The sequence below is a fragment of the Mucilaginibacter sp. genome, from assembly GCF_025359345.1.
Lineage (GTDB): Bacteria > Bacteroidota > Bacteroidia > Sphingobacteriales > Sphingobacteriaceae > Mucilaginibacter.
The window spans coordinates 89,069-106,394 of record NZ_JANYGQ010000035.1 but is presented as its reverse complement, the minus strand read 5'-3'; the positions used below and the strand labels follow the sequence as shown (position 1 = coordinate 106,394).

Below are 17,326 nucleotides of genomic sequence, written 5' to 3'. Positions count from 1 at the left end.
GGTAGTTAGTGTTTATGGTAAAATATGCTTACGCTTTTATTTTCATTGTCTATTATCACGCCGATTCCTTTTGTTCGGTTAATGTATATATCTCCTTTAGGATCTCTTTGGTCCTTTTTAATTTTATAATCTGAAGCTAGCAGATTCTTTTTCAGCGCGGTTATAAGACTTGCATTTTTAATTTTATTGAACTCATAATCTCCTATGATTTTTTTTGTTGTATCCCTTACGTTCACAGTGATATTAAAATCATTTAACTGATAAGTGATATCAAATTCAGGTGGAATTATGAAATTTTCCTTAACTGCTAATCCAACTAAAGCGCGATTATTTGCGCCTACTGTTTTCCATTCAGTTAGATAGCTTTCAAATTCCGGAACAGTTAACGATGTTGTAGCCAATTTTTCCAAAGAGATTAAACTGAGTTGGATTGATCCATTGCCTTTTCCTTTCCTGTCCTTCTGCACCCAATATTTTTTCTGTTCAATTTTCCTTCCATAGCTTATCAAAAACGAGATTTTAAGCGGTCTTAACTTTAATTCAATGTCCCCCTCATGCCAGGTATACACGCTGTACGCCGGATTGGTTTTAGAAGGCTTTGTTTCTGGTTCGCCATAAAAGGCCTTAAATTTTTGATATGCCTGTTTATATTGCCAGCCAAACCCCTCATCAATTAACTCTAAAGTTATATTACTTAATTTGTCGTTTTCAAACATCAACGTAGCATCATCAAATGAACCAATTCCATTAAGTACAATATTTTCGTCTTTTGTAAAATATGTACTCTGTTCGTTTTCCTTACTAAACATAGACAGATTGTGCCCAATGGCTTTTTGATTTTTAACATCAGTCAATGTCGAATTTATTTTAAACTCTTTGATAGCAAGTATGTCGTTAAAAAAATCGGCGAAGCGCTTTTTCTGCGCATCTGCTTTAAAAGAAACCAACATCTCAAAGAACAACCAAATAACAACAAGCCTCCGCATATCTACTTTATCGTCGATAAATAATGTGGAAACATCTCCCGCCAAACCGGCCAATCATGACTGGCAAACGGGCGGACATCCAACCAATGGTTAATATGCTTTTGCCCTAGAATGTTTGACAGCCGGTTATTATCTTCCCGGCAAATGTCATGCTCAGCCGTGCCCAGGATAATATTCATGTGCCATAAATCGGCCAGGTTGCTGCCGGGTAAATAATCAACAGGGTTATTATAAAATACATCGTCGCTGTAAAAGCCGTCCATAAATTGCTTAATATCAAACGCCCCGCTCATACTGAACAGGTTGCCAACCTTATCAGGGTGCTTTAGTGCAAAGTTAACCGCGTGATAGCCACCAAAACTGCAGCCCGCTGTGGCCACTTTGCCTACGCCGGTTTCGTGCATGGCCCAGGGCGCCAGCTCTTCGTTCAGCATTTTATCGTACCAGTTATAACGGTTTGCCCGTTCCAGGGGATGAACGCCTTTGTTGTACCAGGTAAGCCAATCGAAACTATCGGGGCAATAAATTTTTACCAGGCCCTCGTCAATAAACCAGCGCACGCTTTCAATAAGCCCCTCATCTTTATTTTGATGATACTTCCCTTGCGATGTAGGGAACAGGATGATAGGGTAGCCGCGGTCGCCAAAAACCAGCATCTCTACATCAAGCCCAAGGTTCTGGGAATACCAGCGGTGATATTTTTCTACCAAATCTTTTTAATTTATTTATGAATGTAAGATAGGAAATAATTTGAAAATGAATGGTTTTGAAAATTAAACATTGAATAATCTTTTCAACTAAAACGGTCATTTTCAAATCATCAAATGGCCAAATTATGAAATTGTAAAATGTTAACCGTAAATTCGCGCCTTTAATTAATACTAATAGAGATGTACGCGAGCTGGCTTGAGATGGAGATAGCTATCACTGAAAATAATATCACCCTAAAATCGGACGTGCTGAAACGCGATGTAACCTGCACGTTGTTGATGCCCGAAGATAACGAAATAACAGAACCCCTTAATTTATTGCTGCTTAACGACGGCCAGGAAATTGAAAGCCTGCAGTTAAAGGACACCCTGGAAGATTTAATAAATGCAAACAGGATAAAACCTGTGTTGGTAGTTGCTATACATGCCGGCCCCGAACGCCTGCAGGAATATGGCACCGCCGGCAAGCCCGATTTTAAAAAACGCGGCGCAAAGGCAGCCCCATACACCGAATTTATTAAAACTGAACTATTGCCGGCAATTACCAAACTTACCGGCATCGAGACATTTAGTTCGACGGCCTTTGCCGGTTTTTCATTAGGCGGATTGTCTGCGCTTGACATTGCCTGGAGTAACCCACAATTGTTCGACAAAACAGGTGTGTTCTCCGGCTCGTTTTGGTGGAGAAGCAAGGATTTGACTAAGGGCTACTCCGAAAGCGACCGTATCATGCATAGCATTGTTCGGAATACTGCTGTAAAACCCGGCATAAAAATCTGGCTGCAAACCGGAACTAAAGACGAAACCAGCGACCGCAACAAAAACGGGATAATTGACTCGATCGACGATACTGTCGACCTGATAAAAGAGCTGGAAGATAAAGGCTTTAGCCGCCCTGCTGACATTCAATATGTTGAAATGGTAGGCGGCAGCCACAATACCGAAACCTGGGCCAAAGCTATGCCTAAGTTTTTGATGTGGGCTTTTGGAAGGTAAGGGCTATTTTGTAGCTTTATACCGAATCCCCTTAGTAATGAATAAACTCTTCTTTGTGCTGACAGCCGCAATAACACTTGCGGTGCAGCAAAGCGATGCCCAAATGTATGTGAAAACCATACAGGCTAATGATACGGTTCCGGCTAAAGCTCCCATCCCGGTTAAATTTGAAGGGAAAGTTCAGGAATGCTACGAATATAAAGATGCTGCGGGACAGCACCTGCTGCTGGCTACCGCCACCGAAGAAGGTAAAAACTTTTTCTGCACAGCCTATACCAAAATAAACGGTGCCTATGCGCAGGATTGGCAGATAAAGGACTTTGCAGAATCTGAAATTGGCATGGCCGACGATTACACCAAGTTTGTAGATATAGACAAAGATGGCGTTTATGAAACCATAATCGTTTATAGTTACTGGATAGAGAAGCCGAAGGAAAAGTTCGTAGGTACGAACTGGAAGCTGATGCTGCACTACAAAAACAAAAAATACGCTATCAGGGCTTACGAACCTGACAGCGACAGCGATGAGCCGGAACTGACGATGGATAAATCTTTCGACGAGTTGCCCAAAGCTGTAAAAGCCTACGTAACCCGGTATTGGGACAAATTAGCCAAAGACCAGAGCTTTCACATGATGCTTAATGCAAAATAACTAAGGTGCTATCGCCTTTTAGCTTAATTTTACTGGTTCAATCTAAATAATATGCAGCACCCCGAAGATAATCCCTGGCAAATAACCGCCGAAAAAGTTGAGTACGATAATCCTTGGATAAGTTTAACTGAATACAAGGTTATCAATCCATCAGGCAATCCGGGTATTTATGGCAAAGTGCATTTTAAAAACCTTGCAATCGGGGTTTTACCGCTTGATGATGAAATGAATACTTACCTGGTAGGCCAACACCGCTTTCCGATAAACCAATACAGCTGGGAAATGCCCGAAGGTGGCGGCCCTGTTGGCACCGACCCGTTGGATTCGGCTAAACGCGAATTGCTGGAAGAAACAGGCCTTAAAGCCGATACGTGGACGGAGTTGCAGCGCCTGCATTTATCCAACTCGGTAAGTGATGAATTAAGCGTCCTCTACGTTGCCCGTGGTTTAAAACAGTTTGAGGCCGAACCGGAAGACACTGAGCAATTGATAATAAAAAAATTACCCTTTACCGAATTGTACAGCATGGTTTGTAACGGTGAAATAACCGATGCCATGACGGTGGCTGCGGTGTTACGGGTGCAATTGTTGATATTGGAAGGCCGGTTGTAAAAACTCAATCAAGCTAATCCAACTTAATCAACCAAAATTCCTAATTTTGCTCCACTTTATGAGAAGACTTTTCGGCATCATTTTAACGCCAATCCATTACATTGCTTTTGGGTTGGTGCTTCTTATTTTCCATCCCATACAATGGATATGTTTTAACTGGTTTGGCTACCAGGCGCACAAGCGTTCTGTTGATGTTTTAAACTTTTTCCTGGTGGGTACCTACTACCTGCTTGGCAACACCGTCTCATTCGTAAACGAGCAAAACCTGCCCGAGGGACGCCCAATGATATTTGTTGCTAACCACCAGAGCCTGTACGATATACCGGTATTGATATATTTTCTTCGCAAATACCACGCAAAATTCATCTCGAAAATTGAACTGGCCAAAGGCATCCCATCTATATCCTACAACCTGCGCCACGGCGGCGCCGCCAACATCGACCGTAACGACTCGCGCCAATCCTTAACCGAAATCGGCAGGCTGGGCATCGACATGAAAGAAAAACACTGGTCGGCAATGATATTCCCCGAAGGCACCCGCGCGCCGGATGGGGTTGTAAAAAGATTCCGGGCTGCTGGTGTTGCCACGTTGCTAAAAAAATGTCCCGAAGCGCTGATAGTGCCTGTTGCCATCAATAATTCATGGAAAATGGTGCGGTATGGCAAGTTTCCGTTAAATACCTTCCTAAGCATGTCGTGGACGGTACTGCCGGCTATTGAAATGGAAGGCAGGAAAGCTGATGATGTTGTGTTGCAGGCGGAGGATGAGATAAGGAAGCAACTCGGCCAGCCCCCGGCGCCTAAAGGGGAGTAAAAAGCCGCCGGCGAAGCTGTTCCCCCTTCAGGGGGTTAGGGGGCTTCGTCTAGATATTCTTCCCGTCAATAATCTTAAAAAACTCTTCCCGATAAGTATCGCCAACAGGTATCACTTTATCGCCTATAAAAATTCGGCTACGTTCTATACTGTCAATTTTATTGATGGATACGATGTACGATTTATGCACGCGGATAAAATTCTTCTCGGGCAAAGCATCTTCCATCTTCTTCATATTTTGCAGGGTGATGATGCGTTCGCCGGGGGTGAATATCGAGATGTAGTCCTTTAACCCTTCGATAAAAAGGATGTCGTTCAAATATACTTTCTGGATTTTATGCTCGGTTTTTACAAAGATAAAATCGCTTAAAAAGTCATTTTGCTGTTGCTGAATTTGGTGCTGTACCGGCTCCGGCTGAATAGGGGCGGCGGCAGGTTGTAACACCCCTTGTGCCTTCTGCACCGATTTAAAAAACCTGTCGAATGCTATCGGCTTTAACAAATAGTCGATAACATCAAGCTCATAGCCTTCCAACGCATATTGCGGGTAGGCGGTAGTTAAAATAACCTTTGCCTTGCCGTTGGCAATGCGCAAAAACTGTATGCCGGTTAGCTCGGGCATCTGCACGTCTAAGAAAACCAGGTCCACCAGTTTTTCCTGCACCAGGGTTAGCGCTTCAATTGGGTTGGTAGTGGCCTTAACTAATTTCAAAAACGGAATTTTTGAAATATAGTCTTCCAGTATATGCAATGCCAAAGGCTCGTCATCAACAATAAGGCATCTAATCATTTTATAAAACTAATGATAATTCAACTGTGTAAGTGTCCGCTTCGTCGCGTATATCCAAATTATATTTATTTGGATACAACAAATTTAGTCTGCGTTTAACATTATTCAAACCAATTCCGCCCGAGGCATCACGATTGTTGGTATGTTTCTTATTCTGCATATAAAAATGCAGGTGCTCCTCGTCAACATCAATCAACAACCTGATAGGGGTAAGCGGGTTGTTGGCCACACCATGTTTAAAGGCATTTTCAATAAATGCAATCAGCAGCAGAGGCACTATCTGCTGGTTTAAAATTTTACCTTCAACCTTATAATCAATATACGCCTTGTCGCTAAACCTTATTTTTTGCAGGTCGATATAATTCTGAAGGTATTGTAGCTCTTTAGACAAATCAACCTTGTTATCGTTACAGTCATAAAGCATATAACGCATAATTTCCGAGAGCTTTAAAATAGCATCGGGCGTAGTGGCTGAACGCTGGTAAGCCAGCGAATAAATGCTGTTTAACGAGTTGAACAGGAAATGGGGGTTTATCTGCGACTTTAAAAAAGCCAGTTCGGCGCTTAAACGCTGGTTTTCGAGATCGCGCTGAATGCGTTCGTTTAAAAACCAGTCGACCGTAAATTTTAGTGCAGCGCTTAGTAGCAAAAATATGATGTTGGTAACAGTGGTGCTTAAAAAAAACTCGCCAAAACCCATCTCAACCTTACCATGCATTAATACATAAGGTTTTAAAAACAATCCAAGGCCATATTTACCAACGCCAAATAAAACCAATGCCACAACTATGGCGATGGCATATTTGCCGTACTGTTTTTTATTAAGAAACTTTGGTATCAGGTACAGATAGTTAACATAAAACAGGCTGATATCTATAACGCTATACAGTAAAAGCACCAGCATATAGGTGGTACTTAATTTAGCGTTAGCGTGAATAATATACCCAAAAAAGCAGACTATGAGAACCCAAATAAACACATGCCAAAATATTTGCCAGCTTTTTTTCATCACTTCTAAGATACTATTTACACAGGGTTAAAGCATTTATATTATATATAGCACAAAGTTTTGTCGATAAACTGGCTTTAAAACCCGACGAACGGGTTGCTTTGGGTATTAGCTTGTTTATCTATGAATCCTGTGTGTTGGTCTAAATGATTTTAGCGGGTTGTTTTTTTGATATTCCTTTGTATCATCAAAAGCAATCACGATGAAAACGCTTATCAAAAACTCGAATCCTTTTATACTTTTACTGGTACCGGTATTTTTTGCCCTTATAATGGGTGTAAGTTACCAGTTTCAACAAAAAAGGCAAACTATTGTTGGTACCTCAGTACACGCGACCTCGCTTTTTTATAAAAGCGTTAGTTTGGTAAAAACTGTATGCGCCATAGCTAAAGAAAAAGTATGGTAATTAGTACCCAAAACCTAACCTTTACATTTGGCAGCCAAACGGTTGTTAAGTCACTATCATTGCGAGTTCCGGAGGGAAGTATTTACGGCTTCCTTGGCCCAAACGGCGCCGGTAAAACCACCACTATAAAATTGCTGCTTAACCTGCTAAAAACGCAGGAAGGCAGCATTCATATTTTTGAAAAAGAGCTGCAAAGCAACCGCATAGAAATACTGTCGCAAATAGGTTCGCTGATTGAGCAGCCGGCTATTTACCTGCACATGAGCGGCAAAGAAAACCTGCTGAACCGGGCGCTGTTATTAGGTGTTGGTGAAAAGCGGGTTGATGAAATGCTTGATTTAGTGCATTTAACAACAGCAGCCCACAAAAAAGCAGGCCAGTACTCGTTAGGGATGAAACAACGTCTTGGTATTGCATTGGCTTTGTTAAGCGACCCCAAGCTGCTTATACTGGATGAGCCGACCAACGGCCTCGATCCAAATGGCATTATAGAGATACGTGAACTGCTGGTAAAACTAACCAGCGTATATAAAAAGACTGTTTTTATATCGAGCCATTTGCTGGCCGAAATTCAAAAGATGGCAACCCATGTTGGTATTATCAATTTTGGCGAACTGATGTTCCAGGGCAGTATTCAGGAACTGGAAGCATTAAACAAACCATCTGTACAAATTGAAACCGACCGAAGTGTTGATGCCGCTAATTTTTTAAAGAAGAATAATATTGACGTTGCTGAAGTTAACGACCATTGCGTATTTGTACCCTTCACTTCGAAAGAAACTATGGGCGAAATAAACGCCCTGCTTAACCAAAACGGCTATACGGTTTATAGCATTAATAAGCAACAGCAGGACCTGGAAAAATTATTTTTAGCCATAACCCAACACGCCTAAGCCATTATGAAAGGATTTATATTATCGTTCCGGTCCGAATTTTACAAAACCCGCAAAACAATGGGTTTTTGGAGTGCGGTTTTGTTGCCGTTCCTGCTTTGCCTGTTTGTATTCATTGGCTTTTTTGCAAAGAGTGATGATTTGATGAAGAATTCCGGTATGGAACTCTGGCTTAAATTTGCCGCACCAATATTAGGTGTAATGGGGTTGTTACTGATGCCCATGCTCATCATTTTTATTGCGTATTCAGTGAATAGCCTCGAGCATAAAGCAGATACATGGAAAACTATTTTTAGTCTGCCTATACCGAAACTATCAGTTTATGCTGCTAAATACTTTTATGCCTTTTTTCTCCTGTTCCTTTGCCTGGCGCTGTTTGTGTTATTTACACTCGGCTTTGGTAATTTCCTGGGGATATTGAAACCATCGTTAAAATTTAGTGAGTATAGCATTGCAAGTATTTTAACCCAGATATACTTTAAGTTTTTCCTTGCTTCTTTAGGGATTCTATCTATCCAGTTTTTATTAAGTCTTTTATTTAGCGATTTTTTAAAACCGATGGGAATTGGATTCATCTGTACCATCACAGGAGGTATCCTGGCCGGAAATGGATGGGCCTATGCTTATCTTTTCCCTTACTCTCATCCAATGATGGCTATGAAAGCATTTGGACAAAGTACTAAAGGAGGAGATAATCACCCATCTGCTATGCCGCATTTTACTGTTGAGATGCTTACCAAAGATACCTGGGTAAGCCTTGCTGTTGCGGTAGCTGTTTTTGTAGCGGGATACTTTATTGTACTTAAAAAGAGTGTAAAGTAATTTTGTAGAGACGCAATATTTTGCGTCTCTGGATATTCTGATTTGCAAACGGGAGACGCAAATATTGCGTCTCTACAAAAATCAACGCACCGGCTTCGGATAAATAGGCAAACTCTCGTGCCCTTTATCATCAACCGACTGCACTGCAAAAAAGTAATTATCCTTCGAGTAAGCAAGCGATATCCCGGTACCTTCCAGATAAAACTTCTTTTCCCAATATGGGCTAACGCTTTCGCGCATCAGCACATAATAACCTGCTGGCTTTTTACCCGCTTTAGGCGCTTCCCATTTTAATACGGTGCGGTTGGTTAAATCGCTGGTAACTACTCCTACATTTTCAGGTTCGGCGGGCGCCATGGCCAGGTTGGCAAGCACGGAAAGGTTCATGCGGGCCACCTTTTGTACGTAGTTAAAATCAACAAAATCGGGCAGGTCGCCATAGTCGACACCCTTTTCGGTGCGGATATCCTGGTGCTGGCGGTTAAAGTCTTCATTCATTTCGGTAAAGCGCACGGCTGTAAAACCCTGTTGTAGGAATGGCACATGGTCGCCACCGCGCAGGAAACGGTCGCGGCGGTAGATTAGTTTTACATCCAAATGGTCAACATAACGCTCGCCGGTTTCTTTTACATAACGAGCCAGCTCGCGCGACGGGCTATCATTTTCGCCGCCCAACGAAATTAAACTGCGTATCTCCCGTTCATTTCCGGCAGCCGTTGAGGGCACACCTTCGCTAAATACACGCACGCTGCGGTTATCTTTTAAATCATTTTCCATGCCGTGGGTATTGCCCACAATGTCGTTGTTCAGCATGGCGTCAACATTCCATTTCTCAGCTTTGGCGCGTTTGGCAACATTGGTTGAGCCATAAAGTCCCTGCTCTTCTCCCACCACGCACATAAATATAATGGTTGACGGGAACGACCACTTCGACATTACCCGCGCCAACTCCATGGATACCGCCGAACCCGAGGCATAATCGTTTGCGCCCGGCTCAGCCGAGTTGGCGTTCATCACATCATTTACCCTCGAGTCGTAGTGACCGGATACGATGTAAACCCGGGTATCGTTCGGGTCGGTGCCTTTTAGGGTTGCCAGTATATTTTTTAGGTGAACGGGTTTATCAATCCTGTCGCCTTTGGGTTGGGTGAAGGTGTCAAACTGCACGGTCATCCGTCCCTGCGTTTCTGCGGCGTATTTTTCCATTTCAGCCTTTATCCAGTTACGGGCCGCACCGCTGCCTTCGGTTTTGCTGCTGGTATCGCTTAGTGTATGGCGGCTTTTAAAGCTCACCAGTTTGCGAATATTGGCCTCGATATTTTTTGCGGACACCTCTTCCACCATTTGTTTAATGATGCCGTCCTGTTTAATAATTGTTTGTGCCGATGCATGCAAAATGCAAAAGGCGGGGATGATAAGTAATAGTTTTTTCATGTTGATTTTGCCCTAAATATCTTTTCTCTGCCTCCTCTGTGCCTCCTCCGTGTCTACGTGGTGAAAATTAACCACAGAGATCACAAAGGAGGCACGGAGTAACAGCGCCTATAGTTCAATAATAATTTATTCCGCACTTTCCTCCTGCATCACCCCGCCAATCTGTTTAAAATTGCTCTTCACAAAATGGCACCAATCGCATTCTTTTTTGCCGCAGCCGGTGTTAAAATCGTGTGCCATAATCTTGCCATAAACTTCTTTAATTTGTTCGGTCACGGTTTCGGTGTCTTCCGGCGTTATTATCACCTTTTCTTTATGATATTCCCCTTCACTGACCGGTTCAACAAACTCAAATAGGGTGCTTACCACTTCCCAGTCAAGCGTGCGGTCGTTATCGATTAGTATTTTGTAAAACACGGCCTGGCGCCAGTAATCGCCGCCGTAAGGCACGTCGTTATTAGGTTTTATAAATTTGTCTTTGGCATATTTAAGTTTGCCGGTTTTGTAATCAACAACGTTTACTTCCTTGCCGTTAAATTCAACTTTATCCAGGTTGCCTTTTATCGGGATGCCGTCAATCTCCACGTTTTTTATGCTGCGCTCGGTAACCGCGTTTTTGTTCCAAACCTCAATATTCTGGTTATAATAGGGCGGCAAAATTTTCTCGCCATAATCCAAACGCAATTTAAAATCCTCTTTGGTAAACGAATCGCGGTTGCGGTACATATACCAGCGAAACTCCTTCATAAAATCATCTGTCAGCGGGAACTCGTTGCCATCTGCTTTAAGGTTCCTGAAAACCTTGTTCAGCGCCCAATGCACCGCCTGCCCAAACGTTGCCGCCGGACTTTTACCCGATGGCACTTTTATTAAACACTGGAAATAGAACCGCAGCGGGCAGTCCAGGTAATTGCTTAGATGGGTTACCGACAATGTATAATCCTGCAGCAACTGGTTAATATAGTTGGTGTCGAGCAATTCAACCCTGGGCTTATCGGCCTCATTAAATTGCAGCGCGATAAAATCCATCATGGCATCGGCGCTGATTTTTGGGTGATGCACCGGCAAATCTGTGTCGGCCAAAATTTCGCCCACAAATTGCGATGCTTCCTGGTCCTTGCCGTTTTTATCCTGGCTGGCATACGATATCAGCAAATGTTGCTTTGCACGGGTAAGCGCCACATAAAACAGCCTGCGCGATTCTTCTTTTTGGGCGATGTCGTCGTCTGACGATTGTGTTAACGTATCCGGATAGCTAAAGCCGTGGTTACGGCCCTTGCTGTCCCATATTTTTTTGGTGCAGCCAATTAAAAACACGTGTTCAAATTCCAGCCCTTTCGAGCCGTGTGCGGTCATGAAGTTTACGCCATTTTCGGAAAATATTACCTGGTTAAGCGCAAGCCTGATTTTATTTTGCTTCATCAGGGTGATGACGTTTATGATATCGGCCAGTTTTATTTCTGGGTTTTTGCGGCTTTCGTCTTTTATAAAATCAAAAAAATTTGTGAGCACCTGCATGTACCAGCCTTTATCAGGCTGTTGCATAATATATTTCAGGATGCCCATTTTGGCTATCAACTGTTGAAAAAGCTGCTGCAGCGTATTGCTGGCCGAGTAATTTAACAGGTAATCAATATCGCTCACCAAAAATTTCATTCCATAATTTGGCGATTTATCAAACAACCCGGTTTGTGCCGGCAGTTTTATTTCGCTGATGTAGCGGCGCAGCGAGGTTATGGGTTCATTGTTCCGTGCTGTGGCATAATTTTCTTTGGCTACGGCTAAGCTGGCTTTTGCAATCTCAATAGGGGCGATGTCGAAAAAATCATAGTGCATTATCTCGAACAGCAATTCATCCCCGCTGTAGGGCGAATCCATCTCCATGGCCAGGTAACGCATAATATTGATGATTTTCTCGCCAAAGGGCAGCGTAAAAATATCAACCTTGCGCTTGGTATTTACAGCGATTTTCTGGGTGTCTAAATATTGAATCAACTCTTCCACCTGGCTGTGATTGCGGTATATCACGGCAATTTCGCCGGGTTCGGTTCCAGTGCTTAATAGCTCTTTTATTTTGTTGGCGACATCCACCAGTTCTTTACCGGGTGTTTCATACTCGTTTATAATCGGCGAAACCACCAGCTGATCAAAACGGGGATGGGCCGCCTTCAGATTTTTATCCAGCGCCAACTGTGCAGTAAGCCGTTCGCGGTTGTTATTTATCAGTGCTTTTGAAACATCAAGAATATGCTGGTTTGAGCGGTAGTTGTGTTTTAAAACAACGGTTTGCAGGGTGCTTACATAATCGTTTGCAAAATCAAGGATGTTCTTCATGTTGGCACCCTGGAACTTGAAAATCGACTGGTCATCATCGCCCACCACAAATACGTTTGGTGTCTCCCAGTAGTTCAGCATAAATTTTAGCAACTCATTTTGCGAGCCGCTGGTATCCTGGAACTCATCCACCAAAATATATTGGTAACGCTCCTGGTAACGGCGTAGTAGTTCATCGTTTTCGCGGAAGGCCTTCAACACCCATAAAATCATGTCGTCATAATCATAACGACTTTTGGCTTTCATCTTTTTGTCGAAGTTCTTGTATTCGCTCACTGCTGCCAGCAGCTTTTTCATCAGGTCGTGCGCCTTATCTATGTCTTTCTGCTTTGGGTCGCCGGCCTTTATACCTGCTTTGATATTTGCTTTTTTGTAGATGAATTCTTCGCGATTGGGCAGATCCTCCAGGTATTCTTTTACCGCTTTTTCGATATGCGCTTCGTCCCAGGCTTCCGTTTTCATGGTGGAGAACAGGCTTTTTAAACGGGGGGCATCGTAATACTTTTCGCCGGTAAAACGCTTTAGCAGGTGGTCGTTCGGGAACTCGTCAATCAGCTCGTTAAAAAGCATCACGCCATCCAAGTCCGACAGCGACTCCATGCTCAGTTTGCCGAAATAGTCCAGGTTCTCCTGTATTATTTCGTTACAAAAAGCGTGGAAGGTGTAAATATTAACCCGGTAAGCATCAGGCCCGATGAAATCAAAAAGACGTTTGCGCATGGCGACCGCGCCGGCATCGGTATAGGTAAGGCACAAAATCTCATGGGCGCTTGCATCTGTTTCAGTTAATATCTTGCCGATGCGGGCAGCCAGTATTTGCGTTTTGCCCGTGCCCGGCCCGGCAATAACCAAAACAGGGCCTTCCATTTTATTGACGGCGGCCAATTGTTCGGGGTTAAGCTGAGCTATTGCCTGCTGAAATTTTTCGTTGTATTTGTTGGGGGTAGATGGAACCATTATAAAGTAAAGGTAACAAAAGGTTAGTGGAGATAGAAAGGGAGTAAGGGGAATGTTACGTGTCAATGATTAAATATTTGCCGGGCTTTTTAAATGTTGTTTGATTAAATCGGACATTTATGTAAATTTGGTATATGGCAACAGTAGACATTTTAAGGGATAATTTAATTGATAAACTCCTCACAATTTCAAATAAGGAATATTTACTTGCGTTAAATAGTTTAATTGACAAAAGTGTAGAAAATAATGCGACAGTCGAACTCAAAGAAGCACAGATTACTATGTTGCAACTTAGTGATAAAGATATCGAAATGGGTAGGTTGATTTCACAAGAGCAGCTAGATAAAGACGATTTGGCGTGGCTAAAAGGAAGATAGTCTGGACTGAAACCGCCGTTAGGCAACGGCGCGAGATTTTTAGATACTGGACCGTGAGAAATGGGTCATCGGCCTACGCAGAAAAACTCATAAAACTCATTGCGGTAAGAGTTAAAGTAATCAGAAAATACCCCGAGGCTTTTATAGCTACCAAATATCCTGAAACAAGAATTTCAGCGATGGGGCATTTTAGCCTTTTATACAAGTTTAACGAAAATGAAGTAATAATTACCGCTTTTTGGGATAATCGGCAAGACCCAGAAAAGCTGCTCGAGATAATTAAAGATTAATATTTTTCCTTTTATTCATGGCAGCTTCTATGGCTGCCTGCTTAGTCTCTTCCCAAGTATAAGTTTTAACCGTTCCTTCAGCAAATTCTTCGCTTCTCTTCTATAGTTCTTTCTCAAAACCGTCACCCCAATCTTTTTTAGTTGTATCGATTTTCTTGTTTTCCCTCTCATCGGTTATAAACACTTCGCATACTTTTTCATCACCTCATCTTGTGGTGTAAGCTTGCCGTCGGCAGCCTGTTTTTGAACTAGTTCTATTCCGGCTTTTACATGTTCCGGCAAGTCATTCCAAAAATCTCTGACCTGATTTTTCTGAATTGAAGATGATGACTTTTCGTTCATAATCAAATGTACTTTGATTATTGCAAATAAAAAAATCAGCCCAACCGCACCCCCGCATACCCACATTTACAATTAAATTGGATAATATTGCAACTACATAATTATTACATCACACTCATTAATGAAAATTGCTTTAATAACAGGCATTACCGGGCAGGATGGTGCATATTTAGCGGAGTTTTTGCTAAAAAAAGGCTACGAGGTACATGGCATTAAAAGGCGTTCGTCGTTATTTAATACTGACAGGATTGACCACCTGTACCACGACCCGCATGAGCCCAATGTGAAATTTAAATTGCACTATGGCGACCTTACTGATTCGACTAATTTAATACGCCTGGTGCAGGAAATTCAGCCGGACGAAATATACAACCTTGCCGCACAAAGCCATGTTAAGGTAAGTTTTGATACGCCAGAATATACCGCTAATGCCGATGGCATTGGTACGCTGAGGATATTGGAAGCCGTAAGGCTGCTGGGGCTTGAAAAGAAAACACGTATTTACCAGGCATCAACTTCCGAATTGTACGGATTGGTGCAGGCTGTGCCACAAAGCGAAACCACACCTTTTTATCCACGTTCGCCGTATGCGGTGGCAAAGCTTTACGGGTATTGGATAATCGTAAACTATCGCGAGGCTTATGGCATGTTCGCCTGCAACGGCATATTGTTTAACCACGAAAGCCCGGTGCGCGGCGAAACATTTGTTACCCGTAAAATTACCCGGGCAGCTTCAAAAATTGCTATGGGTTTACAGGATTGCCTTTATGTGGGTAACCTATCGGCCCAGCGCGATTGGGGCCATGCGAAAGATTATATTGAAGCCATGTGGCTGATGCTGCAGCACGATACGCCGGAAGATTTTGTTATTGCCACAGGCGTAACCACCACTGTAAGAGAATTTATAAAAATGTCGTTCAACGATTTGGGTATTGAGGTTGAATTTAGCGGGAAGGACGAAAACGAACGCGGTGTGATTATTGACATTGACGAAGAAAAAGCGAAAGAACTTGGCCTTAATACCGATGCATTAAAGTTTGGGCAAACAGTAGTAAAAATCGATTCAAAATATTTCAGGCCTACCGAGGTTGATTTGTTGATCGGCGATGCTACCAAGGCAAAGGAAAAGCTTGGATGGGTGCCAAAGTACGATTTGCAGGCACTGGTGAGCGACATGGTTCAATCAGATCTGCACATGGTAAAAAAGGATGACTACCTAAAAAAGGGCGGCTTTAAAACGCTTAATTACTTTGAATAAAAACTAATACCGGCATTATGAAGAAAATATTTGGTGCTTTACTGTTATTTTTAACTGTGGCTGGCGCAGCCCGGTCTCAATCAATATATCAGCAGTATTCGTACCAGTTTTATCAAAAACTTAATGCCGATGTTTATTCAACCAAAACCAGGCAGCACAGTTCGCTAAGGCCGTTTTTTGCTGACGACTCCGTGATTAAACGCCGCTACGATTCTTTAATGAATTACGGCAGCGATGGCAAATCGCACGGCGGCGTTTATGCTAAATTATTTAACGAGCATTTAATTGATTACAAAGGCCCGAACTCCACGTTTTACGCTGACTTGCTGCCCGATTTTGCCATCGGCAGGGATTTTTCGAATAAACTGAATACCAACAACGTGTCGCTTGGTTTGCAGATTGGCGGTACGTTTGGAAATAAATTCAGCTATTATGTAGCAGGGTACGAAAATAGTGCCGTTGTACCGCCGTACCTGGCTACTTATATTAACCAAACCGGAATTGTACCCGGGCAGGCTTACGCCAAAGTTTATAAAGCAAACGGATACGACTGGGATTATATAACAGCAACCGCATCGTATACGCCCACCAGCTTTCTGAATATTTCGGCCGGGCGCGACAAGACATTTATTGGCGATGGCTACCGTTCGCTTTTACTGTCAGACGCTGCATCGCCTTACCCGTTTTTTAGGTTAACGGCAACCCTTGGCAATGTAAGGTACATGGCCATGTGGGCCAGTTTTACCGATCCGGTTGATTTAGACGCCGCGGGTAATAACCGTAAAAAAGGCGGGGTTTTTCATTATCTGGACTGGAACGTTAGTAACCGCTTCTCGGTTGGCTTTTTTGACGCTGTTATCTGGTATAATAAAGACGATGCCGGTCACTCGAGACCATTCGATTTTTCGTACGTAAACCCTATTATATTCCTAAGGCCGGTTGAAGCTTTAAACGGCTCTCCGGATAATGCCCTGATTGGCTTTACCAGCAAGTATAAAATTACCGATGGTATTACTGCATATGGACAATTTGCTTTAGATGAGTTTGAATCTTCAAGCTTTTTTTCAAGCAAAGGTAGCTCGAGAAATAAATATAGTTACCAGCTGGGTTTCAGGGGCGCAAACCTGTTTAATGTAACCGGGCTTAACTACCTGGTTGAAACGAATGCTTCAAAACCATACACCTATTCGGAACGCGGACCTGTTATCAGCTATACCGAAAATGGGGAAATGCTGGCACATCCCTGGGGTGCCAATTTCAGGGAATTTGTTGGTTTGTTAAACTATTCATACAAGAGGTTTGATTTTTCGGGCGAAGTGGATTACGGTCACTATGGTTTGGATATCGACGGATTGAATTATGGAAAAGATGCGTTCCAGAACTATGGTAACCCGGCAAAGTTTACGGGTAACTACATCGGCCAGGGCTTAACCACTAACATGATTTATGTTGAAGGTAAAATAGCCTACTTGTTAAACCCTAAATATAACCTGCGAATTGAGCTTGGTGGGATCATCAGGAACGAAAAAAATAGCCAGTTCCAAGACAAAACCTCTATGGTGACTATCGGCCTGCGCAGCTCATTCCGCGGCCTGTATAACGATTTGGCGAGTTATAAAGCGCATTGAGTAGTCTAAAGTCGTC

Annotated in this window: 18 protein-coding genes; 11 read left to right on the top strand and 7 right to left on the bottom strand. The window is 42.8% G+C overall.

The annotated features are described in order from the left end of the window. Positions 1–5: 5 nt before the first annotated feature. Positions 6–1,040 carry a hypothetical protein gene (locus Q0R52_RS25020; protein WP_295800182.1) on the bottom strand — a complete coding sequence of 345 codons (1,035 nt, stop codon included), beginning with the start codon at positions 1,038–1,040 and terminating at the stop codon, positions 6–8. Continuing rightward, positions 989–1,696 (bottom strand): alpha/beta fold hydrolase, encoded by a 708-nt coding sequence (locus Q0R52_RS25015; RefSeq protein ID WP_295800179.1) that lies wholly within the window; start codon positions 1,694–1,696, stop codon positions 989–991. The genes Q0R52_RS25020 and Q0R52_RS25015 overlap by 52 nt, the downstream gene beginning before the upstream one ends. 180 nt (positions 1,697–1,876) lie before the next feature. Between Q0R52_RS25015 and Q0R52_RS25010 the strand changes: the two genes are divergently transcribed. The 4 genes from Q0R52_RS25010 to Q0R52_RS24995 are packed head-to-tail and all read left to right on the top strand — an operon-like array spanning position 1,877 to position 4,770. After that, positions 1,877–2,692, top strand: coding sequence for an alpha/beta hydrolase-fold protein (locus Q0R52_RS25010; protein WP_295800176.1), 816 nt, complete (start codon positions 1,877–1,879; stop codon positions 2,690–2,692). A gap of 37 nt (positions 2,693–2,729) precedes the next feature. Continuing rightward, positions 2,730–3,344, top strand: a complete 615-nt coding sequence (locus Q0R52_RS25005; RefSeq protein ID WP_295800173.1) for a M949_RS01915 family surface polysaccharide biosynthesis protein — start codon at positions 2,730–2,732, stop codon at positions 3,342–3,344. Positions 3,345–3,395: 51 nt separating this feature from the next. Further along, positions 3,396–3,956, top strand: a complete 561-nt coding sequence (locus Q0R52_RS25000) for an NUDIX hydrolase (protein ID WP_295800170.1) — start codon at positions 3,396–3,398, stop codon at positions 3,954–3,956. A 58-nt stretch (positions 3,957–4,014) separates the two neighbouring features. Beyond that, on the top strand, positions 4,015–4,770 hold the full coding sequence (locus Q0R52_RS24995) for a lysophospholipid acyltransferase family protein (RefSeq protein ID WP_295800167.1): 756 nt from the start codon (positions 4,015–4,017) through the stop codon (positions 4,768–4,770). A gap of 49 nt (positions 4,771–4,819) precedes the next feature. On the opposite strand, the gene Q0R52_RS24990 is transcribed toward Q0R52_RS24995, so the two are convergent. Both Q0R52_RS24990 and Q0R52_RS24985 read right to left on the bottom strand, forming a co-directional pair. After that, positions 4,820–5,560 (bottom strand): LytTR family DNA-binding domain-containing protein, encoded by a 741-nt coding sequence (locus Q0R52_RS24990; RefSeq protein ID WP_295800164.1) that lies wholly within the window; start codon positions 5,558–5,560, stop codon positions 4,820–4,822. 1 nt (position 5,561) lies between these two features. Then, complete coding sequence (locus Q0R52_RS24985) at positions 5,562–6,464, bottom strand: sensor histidine kinase (RefSeq protein WP_295800161.1); 903 nt, start codon at positions 6,462–6,464, stop codon at positions 5,562–5,564. Positions 6,465–6,771: 307 nt separating this feature from the next. On the opposite strand from Q0R52_RS24985, the gene Q0R52_RS24980 reads away from it, so the two are divergent. The 3 genes from Q0R52_RS24980 to Q0R52_RS24970 are packed head-to-tail and all read left to right on the top strand — an operon-like array spanning position 6,772 to position 8,690. Then, entirely contained in the window at positions 6,772–6,975 is a 204-nt protein-coding gene (locus tag Q0R52_RS24980; RefSeq protein WP_252788667.1) for a hypothetical protein, read from the top strand. Next, positions 6,969–7,868, top strand: a complete 900-nt coding sequence (locus Q0R52_RS24975) for an ABC transporter ATP-binding protein (RefSeq protein ID WP_295800158.1) — start codon at positions 6,969–6,971, stop codon at positions 7,866–7,868. The genes Q0R52_RS24980 and Q0R52_RS24975 overlap by 7 nt, the downstream gene beginning before the upstream one ends. Positions 7,869–7,874: 6 nt before the next feature. Next, positions 7,875–8,690, top strand: a complete 816-nt coding sequence (locus Q0R52_RS24970; RefSeq protein WP_295800155.1) for an ABC transporter permease — start codon at positions 7,875–7,877, stop codon at positions 8,688–8,690. Positions 8,691–8,771: 81 nt separating this feature from the next. Here the strand turns inward: Q0R52_RS24970 and Q0R52_RS24965 are convergent, their stop codons facing one another. Both Q0R52_RS24965 and Q0R52_RS24960 read right to left on the bottom strand, forming a co-directional pair. Further along, positions 8,772–10,124 (bottom strand): M28 family peptidase, encoded by a 1,353-nt coding sequence (locus Q0R52_RS24965; RefSeq protein ID WP_295800153.1) that lies wholly within the window; start codon positions 10,122–10,124, stop codon positions 8,772–8,774. Between the two features lie 126 nt (positions 10,125–10,250). Further along, positions 10,251–13,415 (bottom strand): ATP-dependent DNA helicase, encoded by a 3,165-nt coding sequence (locus Q0R52_RS24960; protein ID WP_295800150.1) that lies wholly within the window; start codon positions 13,413–13,415, stop codon positions 10,251–10,253. Positions 13,416–13,549: 134 nt separating this feature from the next. On the opposite strand from Q0R52_RS24960, the gene Q0R52_RS24955 reads away from it, so the two are divergent. Together Q0R52_RS24955 and Q0R52_RS24950 are read left to right on the top strand one after the other, a co-directional pair. After that, complete coding sequence (locus Q0R52_RS24955) at positions 13,550–13,792, top strand: hypothetical protein (protein ID WP_295800148.1); 243 nt, start codon at positions 13,550–13,552, stop codon at positions 13,790–13,792. Next, complete coding sequence (locus Q0R52_RS24950) at positions 13,774–14,082, top strand: type II toxin-antitoxin system RelE/ParE family toxin (RefSeq protein ID WP_295800145.1); 309 nt, start codon at positions 13,774–13,776, stop codon at positions 14,080–14,082. Before Q0R52_RS24955 ends, Q0R52_RS24950 begins: the two co-directional genes overlap by 19 nt. 174 nt (positions 14,083–14,256) lie before the next feature. On the opposite strand, the gene Q0R52_RS24945 is transcribed toward Q0R52_RS24950, so the two are convergent. Further along, entirely contained in the window at positions 14,257–14,424 is a 168-nt protein-coding gene (locus Q0R52_RS24945) for a hypothetical protein (RefSeq protein WP_295800142.1), read from the bottom strand. 121 nt (positions 14,425–14,545) lie between these two features. Here Q0R52_RS24945 and gmd point away from each other — a divergent pair, with 121 nt between their 5' ends. Next, complete coding sequence (gene gmd, locus Q0R52_RS24940) at positions 14,546–15,682, top strand: GDP-mannose 4,6-dehydratase (protein WP_295800140.1); 1,137 nt, start codon at positions 14,546–14,548, stop codon at positions 15,680–15,682. Positions 15,683–15,699: 17 nt separating this feature from the next. Beyond that, positions 15,700–17,310 carry a gliding motility protein RemB gene (locus Q0R52_RS24935; protein WP_295800136.1) on the top strand — a complete coding sequence of 537 codons (1,611 nt, stop codon included), beginning with the start codon at positions 15,700–15,702 and terminating at the stop codon, positions 17,308–17,310. Positions 17,311–17,326 lie beyond the last annotated feature (16 nt).